The following is a 23,618-nucleotide window of genomic DNA, read 5'->3' as shown; positions in this document are numbered from 1 at the left end:
GGTAAGGATGGTGTCATCTTTCTTATGACAACCGCTTCACCACGTGTACATCTACCCCACCGAAAAGGCTGAAGCAGTTCACCACTACTTCAGGAGCGCTGGCAGGCAAGTCTGCAGGGTCGATGGCACCACGTTCGACCTTGATGTCGTGGCCGCCAAAGAGGCCGACGCCGTTGACACGAACGCGGAATCCTTCCGGGACCCAGACATCGACGCCGCCGAATACCCCGACTGCTTGAATTGTCGTGACGTGTTCTTTGAGGGAGGCGCCACGAAGGTCTACATCGGTGCCGCCGAAGATTCCCATCGTGGTGTGATGAGCGGCGATGGGAATGCCGCGCACAGTGCTGCCGCCAAAGATGCCGAGGGAAAGCCCCTGGGCGCCGTGTACCGATGGTTCTACTTGGGCTAAAGCCTGGTCAACAGCGGTGGCGGTTCCTTGATTAGCGGTCTTGACTTCCTTCGACCGTTGACGTGCCACCTGGTGGCTGCCGAACAGGACTTGTTCTGGGGCCTCGATCAGGTCGGAAACAAGGTCGACCAACTCGCCGCGTGTCGTGGCATCGGCGCAGCGGCTGGAGCGCTCCTCGAATTCAGTGACGCTGAGCTGGCCTACCGACATCGCATCCGCCAACACCTGTGAAGCGGTGGTGCGCTCAGAGTTCGTGCATTTGATGTCTCGTGATTCCATGTCTTGATTTTACGTGGAAGCACGCATTTAAGCGCGGCGAAGAGTGCTGAACACTTCGCCGCGCTTATTCGTTCGTTCCTGGATTCTTGTTAGGACTCGATCTCGGGGGCAAAATCGGGCAGGCGCTCCCCTACTCCAAGGAGCTCAGCGATAGCTGCCACAGCGCGCTCAGCGGCCTTGCCATCGCCGTAGGGGTTGACGGCGTTGGCCATGGCCTCGTAGGCAGCATCATCATCAAGGAGCAGCTTAGCCTCCGCCACGATAAGGCTACGGTTGGTGCCCACGAGCTTCACGGTGCCGGCCACAACAGCTTCGGGGCGCTCGGTATTCTGACGCATGACCAAGACCGGCTTGCCCAGAGCCGGGGCTTCTTCCTGAACTCCACCGGAGTCGGTGAGGATAATGGTTGCACGGTCCAGAAGCTTGGTGAACTGGTCATAGGGCAGCGGATCCGTGATGATGACGTTAGGCAGGGACTCAACCTCCGGAAGCACGGCTTCACGGACCTTGGGGTTGAGGTGCAGGGGTAGAACAAAGTTAATGTCCGGGTAAGCCTCTGCCAAATCCTTGACGGCCCCACCAATTTCCTTCATGGCTTCAAGGTTTTCGCGGCGGTGGGTGGTGACCACGACAAGACGCTTGGCCGACTGCGCGGCTTCCTGGACGGCCGAGTCTTCGAATTCGGTGTCCCAGCTTGCAGCCTCAAGTAGGGCATCGATAACAGTGTTGCCGGTGACCGCGATGTCCTTGGAGCGCACGTTCTCGCGGCGCAGGTTCTCCATTGAGCCTGCCGTGGGAGCGAGGTGCAGCTCCGCAACCTGGCCGATCAGCTTACGGTTCGCCTCTTCCGGGAACGGCGAGTGAATGTCACCGGTGCGCAGGCCTGCTTCCAGGTGCACGATTTTCACACCGCGGTGGAAACCAGCAAGCGCTGCAGTCATGGCCGTGGAGGTATCGCCCTGGGAAATGATGACGTCGGGCTGTTCGGCATCGATAATCTCATCCAGCCCCATGAGCGCGCGGGAAACAATCTCATTGAGACCTTGGCCCGGCTTCATCAGGTGCAGATCCAGCTTCGGTTCAATGCCAAACATGGTGTTGACCTGCTCCAGCATTTCTTTATGCTGGCCGGTGGAGACAGCAACCGATTCGAAGCGATCGTCCTTCTCCAATGTCTTAATGACTGGGGCTACCTTGATCGCCTCGGGGCGGGTGCCGTACACGGTCATAATCTTCGGCTTAGACATAAATTTCCTTCATTTATTACCGGGAGAGAATCTCCGTAAGAGTCTACAGTGCTTGTGCCGCGTGCACATCGCCCAGTGAATAGCGGAGAGAAGAACGTCAGTCCTGTGAACACTAGTCCTCGCTCACGGTGACTTCCCGTGGCTCTTCGAAAGCAGCCACGCGCGGCTCAGCTGCCGTCACGCTGGCTGTTAATAGCGCTGACATCGCCACGGCTGCCGAGACCGCGTGCGTACGCTTCGAACTCTCCACAGAACTTAAGTTAACCGAAGCGAATGGTCTTTGGGAAGAGTTCGCACAATATCTATTCGCCCCACGGCTGCACTGCCACCCACGTCGGTGGGCTTGGGCAGGTAGGCTGATCGTGAGAATTGCACGTTGCCCGTACGTTGTACGCAAACGCCGGCTGTCGCGCCGGCTTGAAGTAAGGGGATGACTAGTTTCCAATGATCCAATTTGTTGTGGGTGCTGCCGCCGGATACGTCTTTGGAACCAAGGCTGGGCGCAAGCGCTACCACCAAATTAAGGGCGCTTATGAAAAGGCCGTGAACTCCCCCGCCACCAAGGCCGCGGTGCGCTCAGCGCGCAAGGCCGTGGCCAACCGCTTGGATCCGGAGCCGCGTATGCGCGAGCTCAAGGATTACAACAAGGGGCGCCGCGGCAAGCGTGGCGCCGCGGATGGAGTGCAGCCGGATCGGATCTACGAACCAGACGAGGATTAGCGCGTGCGCGTGGCTGCGGATTGGCGTGGGCGTCGGTTAGCGCACGCCGCGGAAGGCACGGTCGTTGAGCTCGCGGCGGGCTTGCTCGAGTGCGACGAGGTCGGCGAAGAGTGAGTTATAGGACTCTTCGTCGTCGGAGGGGCGCATGCGGCCAAGCTGTGCTTTGAGTTGGGCTACTTGGTCGCCCACGCGGGCCTCCTGGAGGCGGGAGAGCACGGAATCGGCGTAGGCCTCAAGGTCGGTATCGGGGTTGCCGGTCTCCCCCAGCTTGATGGGTTCCACGGCCAGCTCAGAAACGAAGTTGCGGGCCATGAGATCCGGCATCTCACCGGCCACGGCGGCTAGCCATTCCACGCCGGGTTGTTCAGCACCGGCAGTGACGCCACCGAGGGTGGAGATGGCGCGGCGGATCGTGCGGTAGGCCTCGTTGGAATAGGCGTCCTCCGTGATGCCGTCAAAGTAGCTGCCGGCGACCTGCGGGTATTGCAGGGCGAGCTTGAGGGCTTCGCGCTGTGGCCACAGGTGTGGCTCCCGGGGGCCGGGGATGTGCATGACTGGGGCATTGGTCTGCGCGGGCACCGAGGAGGTCTGCTCCAGGGAGGCAAAGCGCGGGCGCTGTTCCTTCTTCGGCTTGCGGGCTTCTTGGCGTACTTGGTGGAGTACTTCCTCCGGGTCGGGCCAGCCCACCCAGCCGGCCAAGCGGCGGGCGTACTCGCGTTGCAGGGGTTGATCCCGGATTTGGGCCACGACGGGCACGGCGCGGCGCAGGGCCTGGAGGCGGCCTTCGGCAGAGTCGATGCTGAACTCCGAGATGACGGAGCGGATGACGAACTCAAACATGGGGATGCGGTCCGCCACCAAGTCGCGCACGGCGGCATCGCCGCGCGCAAGGCGCAGATCGCAGGGATCCATGCCGTCGGGGGCCACGGAAACGAAGGACTGGCCGGTGAATTTCTGCTCGCCCTCGAAGGCGCGCATGGCGGCCTTCTGGCCGGCCTCATCGCCATCGAAGGTGTAGATGAGCTCGCCGTGGAAGTAGGAATCATCCAGCATGAGGCGGCGCAGCACCTGCAGGTGGTCTGAGCCGAAGGCGGTGCCACAGGAGGCCACGGCGGTCTTGACACCGGCGGCGTACATGGCCATGACATCCGTATAGCCCTCCACCACCACGGCCTGGTGTTGCTCCGCGATGTTGCGCTTGGCCAAATCCAGGCCGAAGAGCACCTTGGACTTGTGATAGAGCATGGTCTCGGGCGTGTTCATGTACTTGCCCAGCTTGTCATCGTCGTAAAGCTTGCGTGCGCCAAAGCCGATGACGTTGCCGGATAGGTCCTTGATGGGCCACAGCAGGCGCCGGTGGAAGCGGTCGATGGGGCCGCGCTTGCCCATCTTGGAAATGCCGGCGGCTTCCAGCTCCTCAAAGGAAAAGCCCATGCGCAGCAGGTGCTTGGTGGCGGTATCCCAGCCCTCCGGGGCATAACCGCACTCAAATTCGTAGATGATTTCCTTGGAGAAGCCCCGGTCCAGGAGGAACTCGCGCCCGGCGGCGGCCTGCGGGGTTTCCAGCTGCTGGCGGTAGAACTCGTGCGCGGCCTTGTTGGCGGCGATGAGCCGGCGGCGCGTGCCGGGCTTCTCATCGCGCGCACCGGTGGAGCCACCCTGGTAGTTGATGTGGTAGCCAATCTTTTGGGCCACAGCTTCGACCGCCTCCGGGAAGGAGACCTGCTCCATCTCCATGAGGAAGCTGAAGACATCCCCGCCCTTGCCGGTGGAGAAACAGTGGTAGTAGCCGCGCTGCGGGCGCACGTGGAAGGATGGGGTCTTCTCATCCTTGAAGGGGCTCAGGCCCTTCAAAGAGTCATAGCCAGCGGGCTTGAGCTGGACGTATTCGCCCACGATCTCATCAATAGGCGCGCGTTCGCGGATAGCTTGGATATCGCTGTCCGGAATTCTGCCTCGTGCCATGCGTACAGACTACCCCGCCCACGCAAGGTACAGGTACCCACGGCTGGGTGGGCAAGAGCCGCGAGTCCCACATCCTGGAAGAACCCATATGTGGGAATCGGAAAAGTGCGCGTTCTTGATTTCTTTTTCGACCCCCGCACCTGCAATGATGGGGGCCATGGCCCAATCCTCCCCCTCCAAAAAATCGCTGCCGGCTCTCATCGGTGGCGCGGTTCTCGTCCTCGTCGCGGGCTACTTCGGCATCGCCCTCGGTGACTCCAGCGATGGCGCGGACCAGAAGGCAGCGTCCTCATCTGATACGCCTGATGCGTCCGCTGCATCGGGCGCATCCTCTGCCGCTGGTGCGTCTGGTGGGGATGAGGGGGACGTCGCCAAGCAGGGCGGCTCCAACCTGCCCACTTGTGCCATGGATTCCTTGCCCCAGGAGGCGCACGAGACAGCCAGCGATATCCTGGCGGGCGGCCCCTATGACTACCCGGATAATGACAACGTGCGCTTTGGAAACTATGAGGGCGTGCTGCCGCAGCAGGACAGGAATTACTACCGCGAATACACGGTGGAAACGCCGGGGATTGGGCACCGCGGGGCCAAGCGGATTGTCACCGGTGGCGGGAGCGAGACCGACCCGGATGTCTGGTACTACACCGATGACCACTACGACAGCTTCTGCAGCATCCCGGACGCGGAGGACTAAGACATGCAGCGCATCCTGATTACTGAACCTATCCGCACGCGCGAGGACTTCTATGGCGCGCTTGGGCGCCTGCGCGGCTGCCAGTCCGGTGCGCCACGCAACCTCGATGCTTTGGCAGACTTCCTGCGTGAGCAGCACATCGTGGCGATTATCGCCGCGGATTTCGACATGGTCGAAGAAGACCTGGCCCCGATCAGCATGGTGCTGAAGGACCAGGGTGTAGCACTCGTGCGCTAGCTCAAGAAGCCGAAGAGATCGGCGCTGCGCTGGGCCAGGCGCTCCAGGCGTGACTCTGTCATGGAGGCGATCTGGTCGATGATGGCGCGGTCGCGCTCCAGGTCGGTATCGGCCTGGTTCCACCACAGGGCGAAGGTGGCGTCCAGCGAGCCCGGCGCGCCGGCCACGAGGTAGTCGTAGACGCGGTAGATGCGCTCGCGCTGGCGGTCCTGGCGGGCCAGGTGGGCGGGCTCATCCATGACGTAGAGCACGGCGATGGTCTTGAGCAGGGTCACCTCCGCCACCGCGCCCGGCGGGACGGCGAGGTCGCCGTGCATGCGGCCAAGTGGGCCGTCGTTAGCCGCCAGCGTGGCGGAGACGGTAGCACCCACATAGCGGCCGACAAGCTCCGAGGTCATCTTTTTTAAGTTGGCATAAGAGCGCAGGGAGTAATCGAAGTTGCCGATGGCGTTGATGACGTCCAGCTGGCGCAGGCGGTCGGCGGCTTCGAGGAGCTCGTCGGCGGTACCGCCGAAGGCCTTCGCGCCCTTGTCCGCAAGGTTGGCCAGCTCCACTAGGTCCCACAGCACGTTGAGTGAAATGCGGCGGGAGATGATGCCGTCTTCTACGTCGTGGACGGAATAGGCGATGTCATCCGACCAGTCCATGACCTGGGCCTCCATGGACTTGCGCTTATCGCTATGCCCCTGGCGCAACCACCCCAGGATGTCCACGTCCTCGTCATAGGCGCCGTACTTGCGGTTGGTCGTGCCGTCCGGGTTGGTCTTGGTCCAGGGATACTTGCAGGCGGCATCGAGTGAGGCGCGGGTGAGGTTGAGGCCATAGCTGCGCGGGCCCGCCGGGGTATCCAGCACTACCTTGGGCTCCAGCTTGGTCAGGATGCGCAGGGTCTGGGCGTTGCCCTCAAAGCCGCCGAGAGCCACCTCGTTAAGCGCGTTCTCGCCGTTGTGGCCGTAGGGCGGGTGGCCAATGTCATGCGTCAGGCCCGCCATATCGCACAAGTCCGGGTCCAGGCCCAAGCCTGCACCGATGCTGCGGGCAATCTGACTGACCTCCAGGGAGTGTGTCAGCCGCGTGCGCGGGGTATCGCCATCGCGCGGGCCCACCACTTGGGTCTTATCCGCTAGGCGGCGCAGCGCCGCGGAGTGCAGGACGCGGGCGCGGTCCCGGGAGAAGGCGCCGCGGTGTTCCTCGGTTTTGAGCAGGGCCGAGCCTTTCGGCGACTCGGAGGCGAGGCGGGCGACGTCTTCTGCGCAATAGGAATAGCTCACGGGTTTTAAGCTTAGGCGGAGTCCTGGTCTTCCTGGGTCTGCCTCGCGCCAATAACACGGTGGCGCAGGGCCTGGTTGGGGCGGATGAGGCGCTCGATGCGATAGAAGGCCGCGCGCACGCCCTCGGTGCGCTCCTCCCCCAGCAGGGTGCGCAGACCCAAGTAGGCCAAACCACCCAGCTCGTGAGCCAGGTAGCGCCACCAGGGGATGGAAAAACGTGGGGAAGGATAATAGGGCGTGCCCAGCACGGTGGCGCGGATGCCTTCCTGGCGGGCGATGAGGAAGGTGCGCAGGCGGTGCAGCGGGTCGGTGACGATGACGGCCTCGCTCACACCAAGCTTTTCCCGCGCGGCGGCCAGTTCGCTGCGGGTGTCGAGGCCTTCTTCGAGGGCGGTGACTTTAAGGGGTTCGTCGTCAAGCAAGGTCCGTGCCACCCCGGCCTCGGTGAACCTATCGCCGGGCAAGTTCCCGCCCACCGTGATAATGGGCAGGTCGTGCGCGGCGGCGTACTCAGCGGCGAAGCGCACGCGGCCGGCCAGGATGCGGGAGGGGCGCCCGTCGTATTGCGCAGCGCCGAGAACAATAACGTACTTCACTGCCTGTCCACTTTAGCGTTGGGTGGCAGGTATCGTGGTGCGCATGACTACTGCTGCTCGTTTTGGTCGCGCCGCCCTTGCTGCTCTTGTGTTGGGATTGGCCACTGCTAGCCCGGCCGTGGCTGCGGACTTCGTTGTTGCCGCGCCGGAGGCGGCCTCGCTCACGGATAAGGTGACGGATGAGGCGGGGGTGCTCTCGGACTCGGAAAAGGCCGAGTTGGAGGACAAGATTAGCGCGCTGCAGCAGGAGCACCACGTGGTGATTTTCGTGGTCTTTGCGTCCTCCCTGCCGGAAGGTGCGGAAGCCTATGCGGGTGAGATTGTGCAGTCCAAGGGCCCGAATTCCGCAGCCTATGTGGTGGGTGTGGATGATTCCACCGTGGGCGTGCAGACGGGCAATGACTGGCCGCGCGGGCGCCTGGATGTGATGTATGAGGCGGCCTACGCCAAGCTTGCCGACGGCCGCCAGTTCGGCGCTTCCGCACTCGCGCTTGTCGACGCTGCCGCTTCCGGTTCTGCGGGGTCTTCTTCTGGCGCTTCTGCTGCTTCTGATTCCGATGGCTCGGGAGGCCTGTGGCTAGCTGGCGGCGCGGGCGCGCTGGCTGGCGGTGGCGGTCTGGCACAGGCGCAAGACAAAGAAGGACTCGGCGGCCACGTTGGAGTCGGCGCGCCAGATTGAGCCGGGGAATACCGCGCAGCTGGACCGCCTGGATATGGCTACGTTGGAGAAGCTGGCGCAGGAGGAGCTGGTCTCCACGGATGAATCGATTCGCCGCGGCAAGGAGGAGCTCGATATTGCGGTGGCCGAGTTCGGCCCCGAGCGCACCCGCCCGTTTACGCGCGCGATGAACCATTCCACGCTGACCCTGCAGAAGGCGTTCCAGCTGCAGCAAAAGCTGCAAGATAACCTGCCGGAAACCACGGCGGAGCGCCGCCAGATGCTGGTGGAGATTATCTCCTCCTGCGGGCAGGCCGACGATGCCTTGGATGAGCAGGCCGCCGACTTTGCCAAGATGCGTGACTTGCTCATTAACGCCAGCTCCAAGCTGGATGAGCTCACCCGCCGGGTGGTTGACCTGCGCGGGCGCTTGCCGCAGGCGCGCGCTACCTTGTCTACTCTCAGCGGCTCCTATTCCGAGGAGGTGTTGTCCTCCATTGCGGATAACCCGGAGATGGCGGAGGTCTCCCTCACCGAGGCCGAGAAGCTGTTGGAGCGCGGCCGCGAACTGCAGTCCCAGCCCGCTGGCCAACAGGGCCCTTTGGTGGGCTATATCCGCGATGCCGAGCACGCGCTGGAGGTCTCCGACCGCCTGCTGAATGGCGTGGAGAATGCCGAGAACTCAATCACCGCGGCTCGCGATAACCTGCCGGCGCTCATCGATGAGGTCGAGGAAGAAATCGCCGAAGGCCAGCACTTGGAACAGCGCGGCAAGGCCCAGGGCTCGACTGCTGATTGGGTCGCCTTGGAGGAGTTGCTAGCCCGCGCCCGGGAGGCTCTGCGCGCAGCCCGCGAACACGGTCAGGGCGATCCGCTGGGTCAGTACACGGCGCTGACGGCTATCGATGGCGAGCTTGACCAGCAGCTGGACACCGTCCGCGAAACCAATGCCACCCGCGAGCGCCAGATTGCACTGTACCGCCAGCAGATTGCCGCGGCCGAGTCCGCCATCCAGGCAGCTGAGGACTTGCTCTCCTCGCGTGGTCGCGTGGTGGGCCCCGATGCGCGTGTGGCTCTTGCCGATGCCACCCGCCTCTTCGCCCAAGCCCAAAACTCCGCCTCGAAGGACTTGCGCGCGGCGCTCAACTACTCCCGCGATGCCGCGTCTGCCGCACAGACCTCGCTCAACCGCGCGAAGGAAGACCTGGAGGCCTACCGCCGCCAGGAACAGCGCCGCCAGGCCACCGATGCCGCAGGCAACATCCTCACCGGCATGGTTATTGGCCAAATCCTCGGCGGCGGCAGCTCCCGCGGCCACGGTGGCGGCTTCGGCGGTGGTTTCTCCGGAGGAGGCGGCTTTGGTGGCGGTGGCTTCTCGGGCGGCGGCGGTGGAGGCGGCTTCCGCGGCGGCTCCTTCTAGCAGTCCTCTCCCTTCCCCGCGCTAGCCTCCCAGCCGCCTCTCCTTCCCCTCCTCTCTCCCCGCACCAGCTCCTCCCAGCCCCTCTTCCTTCCCGCGCCTGGCCTCGAAGCCGCGGCCCACACCCGGCATCTCATAACCAGGGCGGTCGCACATGGCATCTCGCACAAGGCGCCTTGCAAAAGGCATCTTCTAGATGGCGTTTTCACAGCTAAAAACGCCTTTTGCACCCTCTACATGGCGTTTTCAGACCCAAAGACGCCTTTTGACAGACGCCATTTGCCAGATGCCCTTGCACACACCGGGCCGCTGGGCGCCGACTCGGTTGTCGGCCAAGTAGATCCACGGATACGGGATTGGTGCACGTACATGATTGGTGTAAACCGGTCATGCACATGGTTCTGGTCAAACGGTTCGCCTCAGATGGTTCGCTTGGGGGCAAGTAAACCTTCTGCAATGCGCTAGATGGTTCGTTTGGGGGCAAGCAAACCTTATGACTGCAACCATCTGACTCGAACCCTCTACCGGCATACCAAGCCGAGCAAACACACTCGGAGAGCTCCTCTTCGAAGACAAACTCCACTACTCGCATGTCGGTGCAGGTTATATCGCGAAAGGTCCCTTTAGTTTGGTGCCTTTATTCTGGTCCCTTTGCCTAGTAAAGGGACCATCTATCAGGCGAAAAGCTGCGCCACATGGTCCCTTTGCACTCATAAGGGACCAGAGTGGAGGGACCAAACCAGAAGGACCATCTGTGAGAGAGCGGAAAGCACGGCCTAGCAGGCAGGAAGCAAGAAGGGGACGTGCGCCGAGCAGGCAGGCAGCAGGAAAGCGAAGTGGGCTTAGGCGGGCAGCAGCGCGAAGTAGGGGTTCGGTGCACACATGGGCGGCGCTGCGGAAGGTGGGTTTTAGGTGCGCAGGGGGCGGGTGGAGCCGTCGAGAAGCAGGCAACAGTAGCTGGTGAAGGCGGCGTCCGTGAAGGGGAGCTCGCCCACCGCAACTTCGAGGTCGCGGCCCCGCGGGGTGGTGCGGGCAACCTCGGCAGCGGGGCCAGACAGAGCGAGAATGCGGCGCTCGCGGCGGAATGGATTCGTGCGCTCAAGCAGGTACTCGCGGCCCTGGCAGATCGCGCGCAGCTTGTTGACCGTAAAGCTGGTTTGTTTCGCCGAAAAGTCGGGCCCGCGCACAGTAAAGCGGCGCGCGCCCGGGATGTGCTCGAAGGCGATGGTGGTGCCCGTCCCGGGCAGCAGCAGGCCCGTCGGTCTCACGCGGGCGATGACCTCGCCCGCGCCATCCACCAGCGCCCCATCGCGCCACACCCAGCGTTGCATCAGAGGAGCACCGCAATGATGGCGACGATGGTCATGAGCAACAGCGTGGCGATGATCGGGATCGCGGTCTTTTGCGTCCGAGCCTCCAAAATGACGCGGGTAAACCAGCTCAAAGCCGCAATCTCCGAGTGGTTGAGATCATCGGAGTCATCGCTGTTCTCGCCCTCGAACTCGAGGATGGCCTTGCGCACGCCAGAGTTCTTGGAGGAGAACTGGGCGATCTTCAGCCCCTCGTGGTCCTCAACAATCCAGTCACCGCCGGCCTCGTTGATGAAGGCAAAGGTGCGCCCGTCCAGCGAGGCCTCCAAGCGCTTATCGCGCTTGGGGTTGCCCGCTAGGCGGTAGACACGGTCATCTTCCAAGGTCACCGACGCGCCCAGGTCATCGAGGCCCAAGCGCCAGTGCTCGCCTTCCACATCTGCCGAGCGTTCCTGGAACATGCCCAACGACGCCGGACCCTCCCCCACGAGGAGGACCGGGTTCTGGCGGTCGCTGCGGTCCCAGCTGGTGTAGTGCATTAGCAGCCAGCCAGGCGGGCAGCCAGGTAAGCCTCAAGCTCGTCGAGCTTGACGCGCTCCTGCTCCATCGAGTCGCGCTCACGCACGGTGACCGCGTTGTCCTCGAGGGTGTCGAAGTCATAGGTCACGCAGAACGGCGTACCAATCTCGTCCTGGCGGCGGTAGCGGCGGCCGATGGCGCCAGAGACATCGAACTCCACGTTCCAGTTGGCGCGCAGCTTGTTGGCCAGCTCGCGGGCCGGTGTGGACAGCTCCTCCTTCTTCGACAGCGGCAGCACGGCCACCTTGACCGGCGCCAGACGGCGGTCCAGGCGCAGCACGACGCGCTTATCGGTACCGCCCTTGGCGTTCGGGGCCTCCTCTTCGTCGTAGGCATCGATGAGGAAGGCCATCATGGCGCGGCCCAGGCCGGCAGCCGGCTCGATGACGTACGGGGTCCAGCGCTCGCCGGACTCCTGGTCAAAGTAGGACAGGTCCTCGCCCGAACCCTTGGTGTGCACGGAAAGGTCGTAGTCCGTACGGTTGGCCACGCCTTCCAGCTCGCCCCACTTGGAGCCCTTGAAGTTGTAGGCGTACTCCACGTCCACGGTGCGCTTGGAGTAGTGGGACAGCTTCTCCTGCGGGTGCTCATAGAGGCGCAGGTTCTCTTCCTTAATCCCCAGGTCGATGTACCAGTTGAAGCGGTCATCGATCCAGTACTGGTGCCACTCTTCATCCTCGCCCGGCTTGACGAAGAACTCCATCTCCATCTGCTCGAACTCGCGGGTGCGGAAGATGAAGTTGCCCGGGGTGATCTCATTGCGGAAGGACTTACCGATGTTCGCGATACCGAACGGCGGCTTCATACGCGCCGAGGTCATCACGTTCTTGAAGTTCACGAAGATACCCTGCGCGGTCTCCGGGCGCAGGTAGTGCAGGCCCTGCTCATCGTCGACCGGACCCAGGAAAGTCTTGAGCAGACCGGAGAAGGCCTTCGGCTCGGTCCAGTCACCCGGCTGGCCAGTCTCCGGATCATTAATATCCGCAAGGCCGTTCTCCGGCTCGTGGCCGTGCTTTTCCTCGTAAGCCTCGATCAGGTGGTCGGCGCGGTAGCGCTTACCGGTGTGCTTGGACTCCACCAGCGGGTCGGTGAAAACCTCGACGTGGCCGGAGGACACCCACACCTGGCGCGGCTGGATCACGGATGTATCGACACCCACGACGTCATCGCGGGACTGCACCATGTGGCGCCACCACTGGCGCTTGATGTTTTCCTTGAGCTCGACGCCAAGCGGGCCGTAGTCCCACGCAGAGCGGGAACCGCCATAAATTTCACCTGCCTGGTAGACCAAGCCGCGGCGCTTACACAGGCTGACGACGGTATCAATGACGGATGCCATAGCTAATGGGACTCCTCTGGTAGGGGACAGTCTTTATACAGTGCGGCCTAGTCTAGCGTGCCCCTCACCGCCGCGTGCCGTCACCCCAAAAGTGTGGTGCATTTTATACACATTTCCGCATTCTTCGGCTATAGTACCGATAGCTCTCTTTTTAACTCTCCATCAATAGATATGACTGAAGGTGAATGGCGTGACCAACACCCAGAGCGAAGCTCTCCCTTTCGATCGTGCCGCGGCTGCCACCGTGATTAGCGCTTTGGATTCACCACTGCGCATCGATATCATTCAGCGCCTCTCCGAGCGCGACCACTACGTCCACGAGCTGGTGTCCGCGACCGGCAAATCGCAGCCGCTTATCAGCCAGCACCTGCGGGTTCTCAAGCGCGCGCAGATCGTCGACAGTGAGCGCACCGGCCGCGAGGTTCGCTATTCTCTGGTGGCGCCTAAGGTGCTGCCCTTGCTTCGCGACGCCTCACTGGCCACCGCTTAATGGAAGTGTGTTGATAAACTAGGCGCCATGTCCATCCACGACAGTATTCCCAAACTCGGTGCTCGCAATACCCGCCAGCGCACCGCCGTCGTTGAGGTCCTGCGTAGTCTCGACAAGTTCGTCTCTGCCAAGGACATTCACCAGGCGCTTATCGACGGTAACCAAAAAGTCGGCCTCACCACCGTCTACCGCACGCTCCAATCACTCTCGGAGATCGACGCTGTCGACGCGCTCCACATGCCCTCCGGTGAAACTCTCTACCGCCACTGCGAAAGCGATGCGCACCACCACCACCTGGTGTGCACGAAATGCGGCCGCACCGAGGAAATCGACGGCGGCCCTATTGAAGAGTGGGCCTCCTCGGTAGCCAAGAAGCACGACTTCGAGCTGACCGGGCACGATGCCGAAATCTTCGGCATCTGCGCCAACTGCTCCGCTGCGTCATAGAAGCTTTTTACCGCGCCTAGCCTTTCCCGTGTAGGGAGTCTTTCTTTCGCAGAAAACCTGTCCCCTCAGCCAGCCCTAAACTAGCGGCGGCTGAGGATTTTTCTTTTGCCCACTACCAGCGACAACCCCTTTCCCGTCAGGCAAGCCAGGTAAAGCACCCTTTACAGTAAAGGACACTTGACATATAGTGTCAGTAAAGCACGCTTTACAGACATCGCTGACAGGAGAACCATGCGCACCACTCGTTTTGGCCGCCCCAAATTTGGCGGCACCCAAGCCAAACTCATCGTCCTTTCCCTAGCCGCGGGCCTAGCTCTCGCCACGACAGCCGGAGCTGCCATTGCTGCATTCGTGCATCAAGAAGCGCCGTGGCTCGCTTTTGCGGTCTACGCTTTGTGCCTTCTCCCAGTAACCACGGTGGCTAGCTGGGCATTCATGGTGGATCGCTCCACTATCGACGGGGCCACGCCAGACCCAGAGAACTCCATCGAGTCCCACTGGTATTCGCAGGCTTCCGAAAACACACTGCACGCCATGCTTTTTGCCATCGGTGGACTAGGCGTCATCTCCTCCTTCTGGGAGTTCCACGTTTCCGGCACTCTGCTCACTATCATCCTGGGCGTTTTTGTTACTGGCACCTTTGGTATCAGCTACGCCGCGCACAAGAAGGCTGCGAGTTAAGCCGTGGATAATCGGCTCAAGGAAATACGAGAAGAACACGGGCTCTCACAGCAAGGTCTTGCCACCGAATTAGGAGTCTCGCGCCAAACCATCATCAGCATTGAAAAAGGGCGCTACGATCCATCGCTTCCCCTCGCTTTTCAGATCGCGCGTCACTTTTCCTGCCGCATCGAGGACATTTTCATCCCAGATGCCTAAAAGCGCGCGGCAACCCCCCGCGCGCTCCTTCGCTCCCCAACGGCGCTACTTGACGCCGCCGAAGCGGCGGTCGCGCCGCGCGTACTCCTCCACCGCGGCAAACAAGTCTTCCGGAGTGAAATCCGGGAAGAGCTTGTCCTGGTAAATCATCTCTGCATAAGCCGACTGCCAGAGCAGGAAGTTGGAGGTGCGCTTCTCACCGGAGGGGCGCAAGAACAGATCCACGTCCGGCATATCGGGGTCATACATCACCGAGCTCACCGTCTTCTCGTTGATGGAGCGCGGGTCCAGGTCGCCGCGGGAGACTTGCTCGGCGAGTTCCCGGATGCCGTCGACAAGCTCGGCGCGCCCACCGTAATTCACGCACATCACCAGGGTCATCGTGGTGTTGTCCTTGGTGAGCTCCTCGGCGGCCTCGAGCTCCTTGATCACGGAGCGCCACAGGCGCGGGCGGCGGCCGGCCCACACCACGCGCACTCCCCTCTCGTTGAGCCAGTGGCGCTGGCGGCGCAGCACGTCGCGGTTAAAGCCCATGAGGAAGCGGACTTCCTCCGCGCTGCGGCGCCAATTCTCGGTGGAGAAAGCATAGGCGGAAAGATAAGGAACACCGAGGGAAAGGCAGGCATCGACGACGTCGAGAAGCACGGCTTCTCCCCGACGGTGACCTTCGGTGCGCTTCATGCCGCGCTCCTCCGCCCAGCGGCCGTTGCCGTCCATGACCAGTGCGATGTGGCGCGGCAGGAACTCCTGCGGGATAGCGGGCGGATGAAGGACTCGGTTCGGGTCAGGCGTAATCACGGATTACAGTCTACTGTTCCATGATGCCCAGCGCGCCAACGCTTCGCTCAAGGTGCCATTGCAGGTGCGCGCGGGTGAGGCGATGGGCCTCTTGGGCTTGGGCGTTCGTCGGCTGGCTGGGGTGATCGTGAGCGATAAGCCACATGTGGTGCAGGGTTTCCGGGTCCACCTCGGCGGCTCCCGGCGGGCGGCATTGGTGGCAGGCAGCTCCGCCCACGGCCGGGTGGAAGGCGTGGTGGGGGCCGGGCCTTTGGCACTGGGCGCAATCGAAAAGGCTGGGTGCCCAGCCGGCGTGGGACATGGCTTTGAGGAGGAATGCGTCGAGAAGCATGAGCGGATCTCCGTGCTGGAGTTGGTTGAGGATATCGACGCAGGCATCGTAGAGGTAGGGGTCCCCGGGGGCATCGGCGGCGGCGAGGCGCTCGGCGGATTCGAGGGCGGCGCAGGCGGCGGTGTAGCGCTCGTAGTCCTCGATGATGCGCGCGCCGAAGTAGTCAACGGTATCGGCTTGGGAGATGGTGTAGAGGTTGCGGCCGGGATACAGCTGCACGTCGAGGTTGACAAAGAGCTGCAGGCGCGAGCCGAAGCGCGATTTGGCGCGGCGAACACCCTTGGCCACCCCGCGCACGAGGCCGTGGTGGCGGGTCAAGAGCACGATGATGCGATCCGCCTCGCCGAAATCGTAGGTGCGGATGACGAGGGCGCGGTCGCGGAAATTCTCCCGCATGTAGAAGCTCGCCAGCTCTTAGAAGCCCAGGCGGCCCAGCGCCTTCGGGTCCGATTGCCAGTTCTTCAAAACCTTAATGCGCAGGTCAAGGTAGACGTTCTGGCCCAGCAGCTGGATGATTTCCTTGCGGGCGGTGCCCACGATGCGGCGGAAGCGGCGGCCATCTTTGCCCTCGATGATGCGCTTTTGGCCAGGGCGCTCCAGGTAGAGGATGGCGTGGACGTTGAGGACGTCGGGGCGTTCCTGGCTGGGCAGGATTTCGTCGACCTCGACTGCCACGGAGTGCGGGAGCTCGTACTTCAGGCCGGAGAGCGCGGCTTCGCGGATGAGCTCTGCGATGCGCTTGGACTGGTCTTCGTCGGTGACATGGTCATCGGGGTAGAACTTGGGGCCTTCGGGGAGGTGGTCCACGATGACCTGGGTCAGCTCATCCAGCTGCACGCGCTCGGTGGCGGAAACTGGGATGACCACGGCATCGGGGTTCTCTTCGGCGAGCAGCTCATGCAGGGCGAGCAGCTGGGCGCCGACTTGGTCCTTGGATGCTTTATCCAGCTTGGTGACGATGCCGATGATGGGGGTCTTCGGGGCGACCTTACGCACGTTCTCCAGGATCCAGCGATCACCGGGGCCAATTTTTTCATCCGCGGGGATGGTCAGGCCGATGACGTCGACGTCGGCGTAGGTGTCTTTGACGACCTCGTTGAGTCGCTCGCCGAGCAAGGTGCGCGGGCGGTGCAGGCCGGGGGTGTCGACGAGGACGATTTGCGCGTCCTCGCGGTGGACCAGGCCGCGGATGGGGTGGCGGGTGGTCTCGGGTTGGTCAGCCGTGATGGCGATCTTCTGCCCCACCAGGGCGTTGGTCAGGGTGGACTTGCCGGTGTTGGGGCGGCCGACGAAAGACACGAAGCCGGAGCGGAAGCCCTCGGGCGTGTCGGTGTATTGCGAATAGTCGGCGGCGTTGGCTTCGCCCTCGGCTGGCAGGTCGGCGAAGGCGGCATCGAAATCAGTGCTCATATTGCCTCATATCATAACGCACGAGCTGCCGAGACCCGTTCTTGTTGTATCGCTCTGGTTTGGCTCTCGCCGTGCAGCCCCGAGAGCTTCCTGCCGATGCACCGGCAGATGGTTCTTGTAGTTTGGTCCTTCTACTCTGGTCCCTTCTCTGTGCAAAGGGACCATCTGGTGCCGGTTTTCGCGTGCTAAATGGTCCCTTTAGTGTGCGAAGGGACCAGACTAAAGGGACCTTCTGTGCTCCTCCGGGGGTCATCCGCCCTGCAGATGGTTCGAGTCAGGCGGTTCTAGTCGTAAGGTTTCCTTGCCCCCAAACGAACCATCTAGAGGCCTCCAGAAGGTTTGTTTGCCCCCAAGCGAACCTTCTGACCCGAACCATGTGAGTAGAACCTTATGGCTGGAAACCACATCTTTAAAGGGAGGGCCGCGGAAGCAGCGGTGAGGTGAGGGTGAAAGTTGATGGCGCGAGCGTATCCGCCGCATGGCGACTGCAAAAAGCTTGCGCCACATGGCATCTTGCAAATGGCGTCTGTCAAAGGGCGTCTTTGGTGGTAAAAACGCCATCTGGACGCCGCAAAAGGCGTTTTCAGGCGTGAAAACGCCTTTTGACAGATGCCTTCTGCGGGATGCCATTTGCCGGACGCCTTTTGCGGGGCCACAGCGAAGGCTGACGCGCAGGGCCACATAGGGCCAAGGCGCGCAGCCGAGGCCGGGGCCAAGGCGTGAAAGCTAGAGCTCCGTGACCTGGAACTGCAGCTGCGGGTTGGCAAAGACGTCCTGCGACTCGATGAGCAGCAGCTCCTGGGAGTCCGCTTCGTAGGTGTTCTGCAGCAAGTCGAAGACTGAAGACGCGGTGCGCTTGAGCGCTTCCTTCGCATCATGCGTCTCCACGTAGTGGCCGGTGAAAAGCGAGGCCGTGACATCGCCCGAACCATTGCGCTTAAACGGCAGCTTGGGGGTAGTGACCAGGAAGGCGCGCTCACCATCAACGGCGAGCATCTCAATCTCGTCCTCGCTGGTCTCTGGGCGCTGCACCGAGGTCACCAGCACGGTCTTCGGGCCGATCTCCTGCGCGCGCTTCACCGCGGCGAGGGTCTGCTCCAAGGTGCCCACCTCGGAATCGGTTAGGTAGCCCAACTCAAACTGGTTCGGGGTGATGATGTCCGCAACAGGAACGACCTTGTCGCGCAGCAGCGGCGGGATTTCATCGGAGACGAAGCAGCCGGACTTGGCGTTGCCCATCACTGGGTCGCAGGCATAGAGGGCATTCGGGTTCACAGCCTTGATGCGGTTCACGGCATCCACGATGGCGCCGGCGATGTCCGGACCGCCCTGGTAGCCAGACAAGATAGCATCAATGCGCGGAAAAGCGCCGCGCTTCTCGATGCCATCCACAATCGCCGTGACCTCTTCCGCCGGGATCATCGGCCCGCCCCAATCGCCATAACCGGTGTGGTTGGAGAAGTTCACCGTGTAGATAGGCCACACCTCATGGCCAGCGCGCTGAAGTGGAAAGACTGCTGCGGAGTTGCCCACGTGGCCGAAGGTGACATGGGACTGAATGGAGAGGATGTTCATAATCCCCTATTGTGCTACGCCCCACGCAGCACCTCAACGATTGGCCTCATTTAAGCAAAGAAACTGTTTTAGCGTGGCCGTGTCTGGAGTGGCGCTAAACCCTTGCCGAGTCACTTTAGATTCCGCCGCCGGGGACTTCCTTGTCCAGCTCGGCGCGCTCGGCCGCATCCGGGAAGGCCTTCGGACCAGAAGGCTTGGGCTGGTAGCTCACGCCGCGTGCTGCCAAGTCCTCGTACCAGTCCGCCAGCAGCTCATTCTGCAGGCCAAACATTTCCTTTTCCTCCGCTGCGGTGGTGTGGTCATAGCCCAGCAGGTGCAGGCAACCATGCACGGTCAGCAGAGCCAGCTCGTGGCCCAGCGAGTGGCCGGCGGCCGTGGCCTGGCGCTGGGCAAACTCCGGGCAGAGCACGATATCCCCCAGCATGGCGGGGCCGGCCTCCACCGCGTCGGGGCGGCCAGCGCTAGCGCCAGGGGTGAGCTCATCCATGGGGAAGCTCATCACGTCGGTCGGGCCTTCCAGGTCCATCCAGCGCACGTGCAGCTCCGCGATGGTATCCAGATCCACCGCAGTAATCGTGCACTCAGCGTCCGGATTCACGTCGAGGCGGCCGAGGGCGTAGGAGCAGACGTCGATCAGCATCTCCTCGTTCACGCCGTCATAACCGGACTCGTTAATAAACTCGATGCTCATTTCTTCTCCTCCTGCTCAGCAAAGTTATCGTAGGCCTCGACAATGCGCCCGACCAGCTGGTGGCGCACCACGTCGGCCGCGCCCAGCTCCGCGAAGTGAATATCCGGCACCCCCTTGAGAATGCGGCGCACCAGACGCAGACCGGAGACCTGCCCGCCCGGCAGGTCCACCTGGGAAATATCGCCGGTCACCACGATGGTAGAACCAAAGCCCAAACGAGTCAGGAACATTTTCATCTGTGCCGGGGTGGTGTTTTGGGCCTCGTCGAGGATGACGAAGGCATCGTTGAGCGTGCGTCCGCGCATATAGGCCAGGGGTGCGACCTCGATGATGCCGGCCTCCATGAGCTTCGGAATCATCTCCGGATCGATCATGTCCCGCAAAGCGTCGTACAGCGGGCGCAGGTAGGGGTCGATCTTGTCATTGAGTGTGCCGGGCAAAAAGCCCAGCTTCTCCCCCGCCTCAACCGCCGGGCGGGTCAAGATAATGCGGCTGACCTGCTTGGCGCGCAGGGCCTGCACCGCCTTGGCCACCGCCAGGTAAGTCTTACCGGTACCGGCGGGGCCAATACCGAAGACAATCGTGTTCTCATCGATGGCCTGCACGTAGCGCGACTGCCCAAGAGTCTTCGGCCGCACAGCCTTGCCGCGGCGCGAGACGATATCGGCCGCGAGCGTCTCGGACACAGACGCCGGGGCCTCCACGGCCACCAGGTCCAGAGTGTGCTTCACGGTATCCGTGCTCACCGGATGTCCACGGCGGGCAATCGCCTCGAGCTCCTCTAAAACCTTGCGTGCGCGGGCCACCTCATAATCCGGTCCGGCAGCCGTGACTGTGGTGCCGCGAGCGAAGAGGTCCACGCCCACGAGGTTGCCCAAAACGCGCAGGTTATCGTCCGCCGGCCCCAGCACGGTGGCGAGGTAGGCGGAATCGAGATCAAACTTGGTGGTGATAATAGGCACGCCCAAAAGGCTACCAGCGCGCAGTCAGGGTGCCGATGCTGGCCAACGCCACCATGCTTGCCGACGCCGTCCGCAACACCTCCGGCCCCAACTTGATCGCCGTCGCCCCGGCCTCCCGCAGGCGGGCTAGTTCCTCCGCGCCGATGCCGCCCTCCGGGCCCACCAGCAGGTAGATGGTCTCGGCGGAGTCGAGGTCAGCAAGATCCTTGAGCCGAGCCTCGGCGTCCTCGTGGAGGACCAGCGCGCGAGCACCGGAGACTTCCTGGCACAGCTGGCGGGTGGTCAGCGGGCCGCGCACGGCGGGCACGCGCGCGCGGCGCGATTGCTTAGCGGCCGCCACGGCCGCGGATTCCCACTTGGCTAGCGCCTTCGGGGCCTTCTTGGCATCCCACTTGGACACGCAGCGATCCGCCTGCCAGGCGATGATCTCATCCGCCCCGGCCTGGGTGGCCAGGTCGACGGCGAGCTCGGAGCGCTCCGACTTCGGGATGGCCTGGACCACGATGACGCGCGGGGAGGGTTCGGGGATGATCGCGAGGTCGTCGACAAGCGCGGCCAGCGTGTCCTTGCCCTGCGTATCGGTGATGGTCGCGGTGGCGCGGCGCCCGGACCCATCTATCAGGACCAGGTGCTCCCCTGGGCCCATGCGCTTGACGGTGACCGCGTGGCGGCCCTCCGCGCCGTCGAGGCCCACGGGCTGGCCGACCTCAGCAAGGGACAGGTCCGGGTGGAGGAAAACAGGCAGAGACATTAGCGGCGGAACTTATCGCGGAAGCGGCTAAAGAGGGACTCGCCGTGGTCATCGTCGGCGCGGTGCACCTCGGTGCCGCCGTGGCCGGCAGCCCGGACCTTTTCGAGGGCCTCGCGGGTCTTCTTATCCAGGTCGGTCGGGACGACGACGTCGACGTGGGCAAAGAGGTTGCCATAACCATCGGTGCGCAGGCGCGGCATGCCCTTGCCCTGCACGGTAATGGACTCGCCCGGCTGGGTGCCCGGAGCGATATCGATGGTGAGCTCCTCGCCGTCAAGCTGCTCGACGGTGCAGGAAGCACCGAGGGCGGCATCCACCATGGGCACGCGCACGGTCAGGTGCAGGTCATCGGCGTTGCGCTCGAAGACGGGGTGCGGCTGGGTATGCACCTCAACGTACAGGTCGCCAGCGGGGCCGCCGCCGTGACCGACCTCGCCCTGGGAGGCCATGCGGATGCGCATGCCATCACCAATGCCGGCGGGGATGTTCACCGTAATATCGCGGCGCTTGCGCACGCGGCCATCGCCTCCGCAGTGGCCGCAAGGATCGGTGACCACTTCGCCGAAGCCGTAGCACTTCGGGCAATCGCGGGTGGTCATCATGTTGCCCAGCATGCTGCGCTGGACCTCTTGGACCTGGCCCATGCCGCCGCAGTGATCACAGGTCACGGGCTTGGACTTGGACTCGGAACCGGTTCCCTCACAGCGGTCACAGACCACAGCGGTATCGACCTTAACCTGCTGCTTCACGCCGCTATAGGCCTCCTCGAGGGTAATGGTGGTGCGCAGGAGCGCATCATCGCCCGGCTGCACGCGGGAACGCGGACCGCGGGAGGCAGCTCCCCCGCCGAAGAACTCGGCGAAGATATCCCCGAGGCCGCCGCCACCGAAACCACCAAAGCCGCCGCCCTGGGCTGCGCGCTCCTCCATGGGGTCACCACCCATGTCCACAACCCGGCGCTTCTGCGGATCCAGCAGAACCTCCTGCGCAAGGGAAGCCTCGCGGAACTTCTCCGCGGCCTCGTCATCGCCCGGGTTCACGTCCGGGTGGTACTTGCGCGCCAGCTTGCGGTAGGCCTTCTTAATCTCGGCATCCGACGCCGACTTTTCTACACCAAGAATGCCGTAGTAGTCACGAGCCACGTACTGTCATCCTTCTATATCTCGTTGATGCTAAATCTAATCCGACGGGCCAGCTTACTCGCCCGCCAGAATTTCACTCACATAGCGTGCAACGGCAGAGACCTTGGAGATTGTTCCCGAGTAGTCCATATACGTCGGACCCACCACACCGAGCCCGCCGAGTGCTGCGGCCTCCGAGCCGGTGCCGAATCCATAGCGCGTGGCCACGACGGAGGTTTGGCGCAGCTCATCGGCCTCGTTTTCCTCGCCGATGGAGACCGAAACATTGCCCAGGTCTGGCACGCGGGCCAGCAATTTCAGCACCACGACCTGCTCTTCCAGGGCCTCGATGATCGACGGCAGGCCCTCGGGCAGGGCCACGCGGGTGAGGTTAGAGGTTCCCGCCATGATCAGGCGATCGGAAGGCTGTTCCACGAGGGTCTCAATCAGCGTCGTCGCCGCCTTGAGGAGGTGGGGGCGGATGTCGGCTGGGGAGTCGTCGACAAGCGCGGCCAGCTCCGCCGAAGCATCGGTGAGAGTCTTGCCCTCCAGGGCGGTGTTGAGGATATCGCGCAGGCGGTGGGTCTGCTCGGGGTCGATCACGTCATCGAGCTCCACATTGCGCTGATCGACGCGCCCATTATCCGTAATCAGCACCAGCAGCAGGCGCACCGGTGACAAAGCTACGACCTCGCAGTGCTTGACGCGGGAGACTTTGAGGTTGGGCATCTGCACCACGGCAGCTTGCTTGGTCACCTGGGCCAGCAGCTGGACCGAACGGCGCAGGACGTCTTCCAAATCGACGCCGCCTTCGAGGAAGGTGAGCATGGCGCGGCGCTCGGCCTTGGAGAGCGGCTTGACGTCGTGGAGCGTGTCGACGAACTGGCGGTAGCCCTTCTGCGTGGGCACGCGCCCGGAGCTGGTGTGTTCTTGGGCGATGAGGCCTTCGGCTTCGAGCACGGCCATGTCATTGCGAATCGTCGCCGAGGACACGCCCAGCTGGTAGCGCTCGAGCAGGGCCTTGGAGCCGACCGGCGATTGCGAGGCGATGTAGTCCGCGACGATGGCGCGCAGGACTTCTTGGCGGCGGGCATCGGTGGAGCTAGACATGTCTTTAAGGCTATCCATTCTGGCGGGCGATGGTGAGATCTGGTGACAACCTTCCTAGGCGCGCTGGCAGTCCGCTACAACTTCCAGGTGGTTCCATAATGTGCTTCTAGAAGGGTTCATCAGGCGCTTCTAGGTGGCTCGAATGCTGATGGTCCCTTTAGTCTGGTCTCTTTTGAGAGCAAAGAGACCATCTGCGGGCGTGATTCCTGCGGTAGATGGTCCCTTTTCGCCGTAAAGGGACCAAATTAATGGGACCAAACTAGAAGGACCACTTAAAAAGACTAACCGTATCGAGGACGACTAACAGGTTTCTCGACGTGGAGAGAGAA

The 23,618-nt window shown here is 62.8% G+C and carries 25 protein-coding genes and 1 pseudogene; 8 read left to right on the top strand and 18 right to left on the bottom strand.

Translation table 11 applies throughout. From position 1 onward, the window contains the following. Positions 1 to 22: 22 nt before the first annotated feature. The 3 genes from HWX44_RS05520 to HWX44_RS05510 all read right to left on the bottom strand — a co-directional run bounded on the left by HWX44_RS05520 (position 23) and on the right by HWX44_RS05510 (position 2,188). Positions 23 to 691 carry a DUF1707 SHOCT-like domain-containing protein gene (locus HWX44_RS05520; RefSeq protein WP_175973551.1) on the bottom strand — a complete coding sequence of 223 codons (669 nt, stop codon included), beginning with the start codon at positions 689 to 691 and terminating at the stop codon, positions 23 to 25. Between the two features lie 89 nt (positions 692 to 780). After that, positions 781 to 1,938 carry a non-hydrolyzing UDP-N-acetylglucosamine 2-epimerase gene (gene wecB / locus HWX44_RS05515; protein WP_175973549.1) on the bottom strand — a complete coding sequence of 386 codons (1,158 nt, stop codon included), beginning with the start codon at positions 1,936 to 1,938 and terminating at the stop codon, positions 781 to 783. Between the two features lie 112 nt (positions 1,939 to 2,050). After that, positions 2,051 to 2,188 carry a hypothetical protein gene (locus HWX44_RS05510; protein WP_168162656.1) on the bottom strand — a complete coding sequence of 46 codons (138 nt, stop codon included), beginning with the start codon at positions 2,186 to 2,188 and terminating at the stop codon, positions 2,051 to 2,053. Between the two features lie 194 nt (positions 2,189 to 2,382). Between HWX44_RS05510 and HWX44_RS05505 the strand changes: the two genes are divergently transcribed. Beyond that, the gene (locus HWX44_RS05505; RefSeq protein ID WP_070446667.1) at positions 2,383 to 2,658 is read left to right on the top strand and encodes a hypothetical protein; all 276 of its coding nucleotides are present in this window, start codon (positions 2,383 to 2,385) and stop codon (positions 2,656 to 2,658) included. 36 nt (positions 2,659 to 2,694) lie between these two features. Here HWX44_RS05505 and dnaG read toward each other — a convergent pair whose 3' ends face one another. Continuing rightward, the gene (gene dnaG, locus HWX44_RS05500) at positions 2,695 to 4,623 is read right to left on the bottom strand and encodes a DNA primase (protein ID WP_175973547.1); all 1,929 of its coding nucleotides are present in this window, start codon (positions 4,621 to 4,623) and stop codon (positions 2,695 to 2,697) included. 157 nt (positions 4,624 to 4,780) lie between these two features. On the opposite strand from dnaG, the gene HWX44_RS05495 reads away from it, so the two are divergent. Both HWX44_RS05495 and HWX44_RS05490 read left to right on the top strand, forming a co-directional pair. Beyond that, positions 4,781 to 5,317: a ribonuclease domain-containing protein gene (locus tag HWX44_RS05495; protein ID WP_175973545.1), complete on the top strand. Its 537-nt coding sequence runs from the start codon at positions 4,781 to 4,783 to the stop codon at positions 5,315 to 5,317. Positions 5,318 to 5,320: 3 nt separating this feature from the next. Continuing rightward, positions 5,321 to 5,554, top strand: coding sequence for a barstar family protein (locus HWX44_RS05490; RefSeq protein WP_046649054.1), 234 nt, complete (start codon positions 5,321 to 5,323; stop codon positions 5,552 to 5,554). Here the strand turns inward: HWX44_RS05490 and HWX44_RS05485 are convergent. Next, positions 5,551 to 6,825: a deoxyguanosinetriphosphate triphosphohydrolase gene (locus HWX44_RS05485; RefSeq protein WP_175973543.1), complete on the bottom strand. Its 1,275-nt coding sequence runs from the start codon at positions 6,823 to 6,825 to the stop codon at positions 5,551 to 5,553. The genes HWX44_RS05490 and HWX44_RS05485 overlap by 4 nt on opposite strands. Before the next feature lie 11 nt (positions 6,826 to 6,836). Further along, entirely contained in the window at positions 6,837 to 7,421 is a 585-nt protein-coding gene (locus tag HWX44_RS05480) for a YdcF family protein (protein WP_175973541.1), read from the bottom strand. Between the two features lie 43 nt (positions 7,422 to 7,464). On the opposite strand from HWX44_RS05480, the pseudogene HWX44_RS05475 reads away from it, so the two are divergent. Further along, positions 7,465 to 9,499: pseudogene (locus HWX44_RS05475) on the top strand (TPM domain-containing protein). 905 nt (positions 9,500 to 10,404) lie between these two features. Here the strand turns inward: HWX44_RS05475 and HWX44_RS05470 are convergent. From HWX44_RS05470 to HWX44_RS05460, 3 genes are read right to left on the bottom strand one after another with little or no spacing between them, the layout of a single operon-like run. Then, on the bottom strand, positions 10,405 to 10,827 hold the full coding sequence (locus HWX44_RS05470) for a hypothetical protein (protein WP_175973539.1): 423 nt from the start codon (positions 10,825 to 10,827) through the stop codon (positions 10,405 to 10,407). Next, on the bottom strand, positions 10,827 to 11,345 hold the full coding sequence (locus HWX44_RS05465) for a hypothetical protein (RefSeq protein WP_158381599.1): 519 nt from the start codon (positions 11,343 to 11,345) through the stop codon (positions 10,827 to 10,829). Before HWX44_RS05465 ends, HWX44_RS05470 begins: the two co-directional genes overlap by 1 nt. Beyond that, positions 11,345 to 12,724 carry a glycine--tRNA ligase gene (locus tag HWX44_RS05460; protein WP_175973537.1) on the bottom strand — a complete coding sequence of 460 codons (1,380 nt, stop codon included), beginning with the start codon at positions 12,722 to 12,724 and terminating at the stop codon, positions 11,345 to 11,347. The genes HWX44_RS05465 and HWX44_RS05460 overlap by 1 nt, the downstream gene beginning before the upstream one ends. Before the next feature lie 190 nt (positions 12,725 to 12,914). Here HWX44_RS05460 and HWX44_RS05455 point away from each other — a divergent pair, with 190 nt between their 5' ends. The 4 genes from HWX44_RS05455 (at position 12,915) to HWX44_RS05440 (ending at position 14,540) form a co-directional block, all read left to right on the top strand. After that, positions 12,915 to 13,214 carry an ArsR/SmtB family transcription factor gene (locus tag HWX44_RS05455; protein WP_070517872.1) on the top strand — a complete coding sequence of 100 codons (300 nt, stop codon included), beginning with the start codon at positions 12,915 to 12,917 and terminating at the stop codon, positions 13,212 to 13,214. A gap of 27 nt (positions 13,215 to 13,241) precedes the next feature. Beyond that, complete coding sequence (locus tag HWX44_RS05450) at positions 13,242 to 13,661, top strand: Fur family transcriptional regulator (protein WP_071406981.1); 420 nt, start codon at positions 13,242 to 13,244, stop codon at positions 13,659 to 13,661. Between the two features lie 231 nt (positions 13,662 to 13,892). After that, positions 13,893 to 14,342, top strand: a complete 450-nt coding sequence (locus HWX44_RS05445; RefSeq protein ID WP_071406982.1) for a hypothetical protein — start codon at positions 13,893 to 13,895, stop codon at positions 14,340 to 14,342. Between the two features lie 3 nt (positions 14,343 to 14,345). Continuing rightward, complete coding sequence (locus HWX44_RS05440) at positions 14,346 to 14,540, top strand: helix-turn-helix transcriptional regulator (protein ID WP_175973536.1); 195 nt, start codon at positions 14,346 to 14,348, stop codon at positions 14,538 to 14,540. Positions 14,541 to 14,585: 45 nt separating this feature from the next. Here HWX44_RS05440 and HWX44_RS05435 read toward each other — a convergent pair whose 3' ends face one another. The 9 genes from HWX44_RS05435 to hrcA form a co-directional block, all read right to left on the bottom strand. Continuing rightward, positions 14,586 to 15,338 carry an isoprenyl transferase gene (locus HWX44_RS05435; RefSeq protein WP_175973534.1) on the bottom strand — a complete coding sequence of 251 codons (753 nt, stop codon included), beginning with the start codon at positions 15,336 to 15,338 and terminating at the stop codon, positions 14,586 to 14,588. 10 nt (positions 15,339 to 15,348) lie between these two features. Then, positions 15,349 to 16,065, bottom strand: a complete 717-nt coding sequence (recO, locus tag HWX44_RS05430) for a DNA repair protein RecO (RefSeq protein ID WP_175973532.1) — start codon at positions 16,063 to 16,065, stop codon at positions 15,349 to 15,351. 18 nt (positions 16,066 to 16,083) lie between these two features. Next, complete coding sequence (era, locus tag HWX44_RS05425) at positions 16,084 to 17,079, bottom strand: GTPase Era (RefSeq protein WP_175973530.1); 996 nt, start codon at positions 17,077 to 17,079, stop codon at positions 16,084 to 16,086. Between the two features lie 726 nt (positions 17,080 to 17,805). Continuing rightward, positions 17,806 to 18,654 (bottom strand): pyridoxal kinase PdxY, encoded by an 849-nt coding sequence (gene pdxY / locus HWX44_RS05420; protein WP_175973528.1) that lies wholly within the window; start codon positions 18,652 to 18,654, stop codon positions 17,806 to 17,808. 115 nt (positions 18,655 to 18,769) lie between these two features. Next, a complete protein-coding gene (gene ybeY, locus HWX44_RS05415; protein WP_175973526.1) occupies positions 18,770 to 19,345 on the bottom strand; it encodes an rRNA maturation RNase YbeY in 576 nt (191 codons plus the stop codon). Further along, on the bottom strand, positions 19,342 to 20,307 hold the full coding sequence (locus HWX44_RS05410; RefSeq protein ID WP_175973524.1) for a PhoH family protein: 966 nt from the start codon (positions 20,305 to 20,307) through the stop codon (positions 19,342 to 19,344). The genes ybeY and HWX44_RS05410 overlap by 4 nt, the downstream gene beginning before the upstream one ends. Positions 20,308 to 20,317: 10 nt before the next feature. After that, positions 20,318 to 21,058, bottom strand: coding sequence for a 16S rRNA (uracil(1498)-N(3))-methyltransferase (locus HWX44_RS05405; RefSeq protein ID WP_175973522.1), 741 nt, complete (start codon positions 21,056 to 21,058; stop codon positions 20,318 to 20,320). Further along, entirely contained in the window at positions 21,058 to 22,200 is a 1,143-nt protein-coding gene (gene dnaJ, locus HWX44_RS05400) for a molecular chaperone DnaJ (protein WP_102233707.1), read from the bottom strand. Before dnaJ ends, HWX44_RS05405 begins: the two co-directional genes overlap by 1 nt. Positions 22,201 to 22,254: 54 nt before the next feature. Beyond that, complete coding sequence (gene hrcA, locus HWX44_RS05395) at positions 22,255 to 23,289, bottom strand: heat-inducible transcriptional repressor HrcA (protein ID WP_175973520.1); 1,035 nt, start codon at positions 23,287 to 23,289, stop codon at positions 22,255 to 22,257. Between the last annotated feature and the right edge of the window lie 329 nt (positions 23,290 to 23,618).

Origin of the sequence: Corynebacterium sp. Marseille-Q2823 (genome assembly GCF_903645345.1) — a bacterium.
Lineage (GTDB): Bacteria > Actinomycetota > Actinomycetes > Mycobacteriales > Mycobacteriaceae > Corynebacterium > Corynebacterium hiratae.
Note: the sequence above shows the minus strand (reverse complement) of the source record. Positions and strands in the feature narration are given on the sequence as shown.

Excerpts from the sequence above, each read along its gene's own strand:
- HWX44_RS05445 (WP_071406982.1), top strand. The coding sequence starts at position 13,893 with ATGCGCACCACTCGTTTTGGCCGCCCCAAATTTGGCGGCACCCAAGCC.
- dnaG (WP_175973547.1), bottom strand. The coding sequence starts at position 4,623 with ATGGCACGAGGCAGAATTCCGGACAGCGATATCCAAGCTATCCGCGAA.
- HWX44_RS05460 (WP_175973537.1), bottom strand. The coding sequence starts at position 12,724 with ATGGCATCCGTCATTGATACCGTCGTCAGCCTGTGTAAGCGCCGCGGC.
- pdxY (WP_175973528.1), bottom strand. The coding sequence starts at position 18,654 with ATGAACATCCTCTCCATTCAGTCCCATGTCACCTTCGGCCACGTGGGC.
- HWX44_RS05495 (WP_175973545.1), top strand. The coding sequence starts at position 4,781 with ATGGCCCAATCCTCCCCCTCCAAAAAATCGCTGCCGGCTCTCATCGGT.
- HWX44_RS05465 (WP_158381599.1), bottom strand. The coding sequence starts at position 11,345 with ATGCACTACACCAGCTGGGACCGCAGCGACCGCCAGAACCCGGTCCTC.
- HWX44_RS05520 (WP_175973551.1), bottom strand. The coding sequence starts at position 691 with ATGGAATCACGAGACATCAAATGCACGAACTCTGAGCGCACCACCGCT.
- recO (WP_175973532.1), bottom strand. The coding sequence starts at position 16,065 with ATGCGGGAGAATTTCCGCGACCGCGCCCTCGTCATCCGCACCTACGAT.
- HWX44_RS05505 (WP_070446667.1), top strand. The coding sequence starts at position 2,383 with ATGATCCAATTTGTTGTGGGTGCTGCCGCCGGATACGTCTTTGGAACC.
- ybeY (WP_175973526.1), bottom strand. The coding sequence starts at position 19,345 with ATGAGCATCGAGTTTATTAACGAGTCCGGTTATGACGGCGTGAACGAG.
- HWX44_RS05490 (WP_046649054.1), top strand. The coding sequence starts at position 5,321 with ATGCAGCGCATCCTGATTACTGAACCTATCCGCACGCGCGAGGACTTC.
- HWX44_RS05405 (WP_175973522.1), bottom strand. The coding sequence starts at position 21,058 with ATGTCTCTGCCTGTTTTCCTCCACCCGGACCTGTCCCTTGCTGAGGTC.
- wecB (WP_175973549.1), bottom strand. The coding sequence starts at position 1,938 with ATGTCTAAGCCGAAGATTATGACCGTGTACGGCACCCGCCCCGAGGCG.
- HWX44_RS05470 (WP_175973539.1), bottom strand. The coding sequence starts at position 10,827 with ATGCAACGCTGGGTGTGGCGCGATGGGGCGCTGGTGGATGGCGCGGGC.
- era (WP_175973530.1), bottom strand. The coding sequence starts at position 17,079 with ATGAGCACTGATTTCGATGCCGCCTTCGCCGACCTGCCAGCCGAGGGC.
- hrcA (WP_175973520.1), bottom strand. The coding sequence starts at position 23,289 with ATGTCTAGCTCCACCGATGCCCGCCGCCAAGAAGTCCTGCGCGCCATC.
- HWX44_RS05450 (WP_071406981.1), top strand. The coding sequence starts at position 13,242 with ATGTCCATCCACGACAGTATTCCCAAACTCGGTGCTCGCAATACCCGC.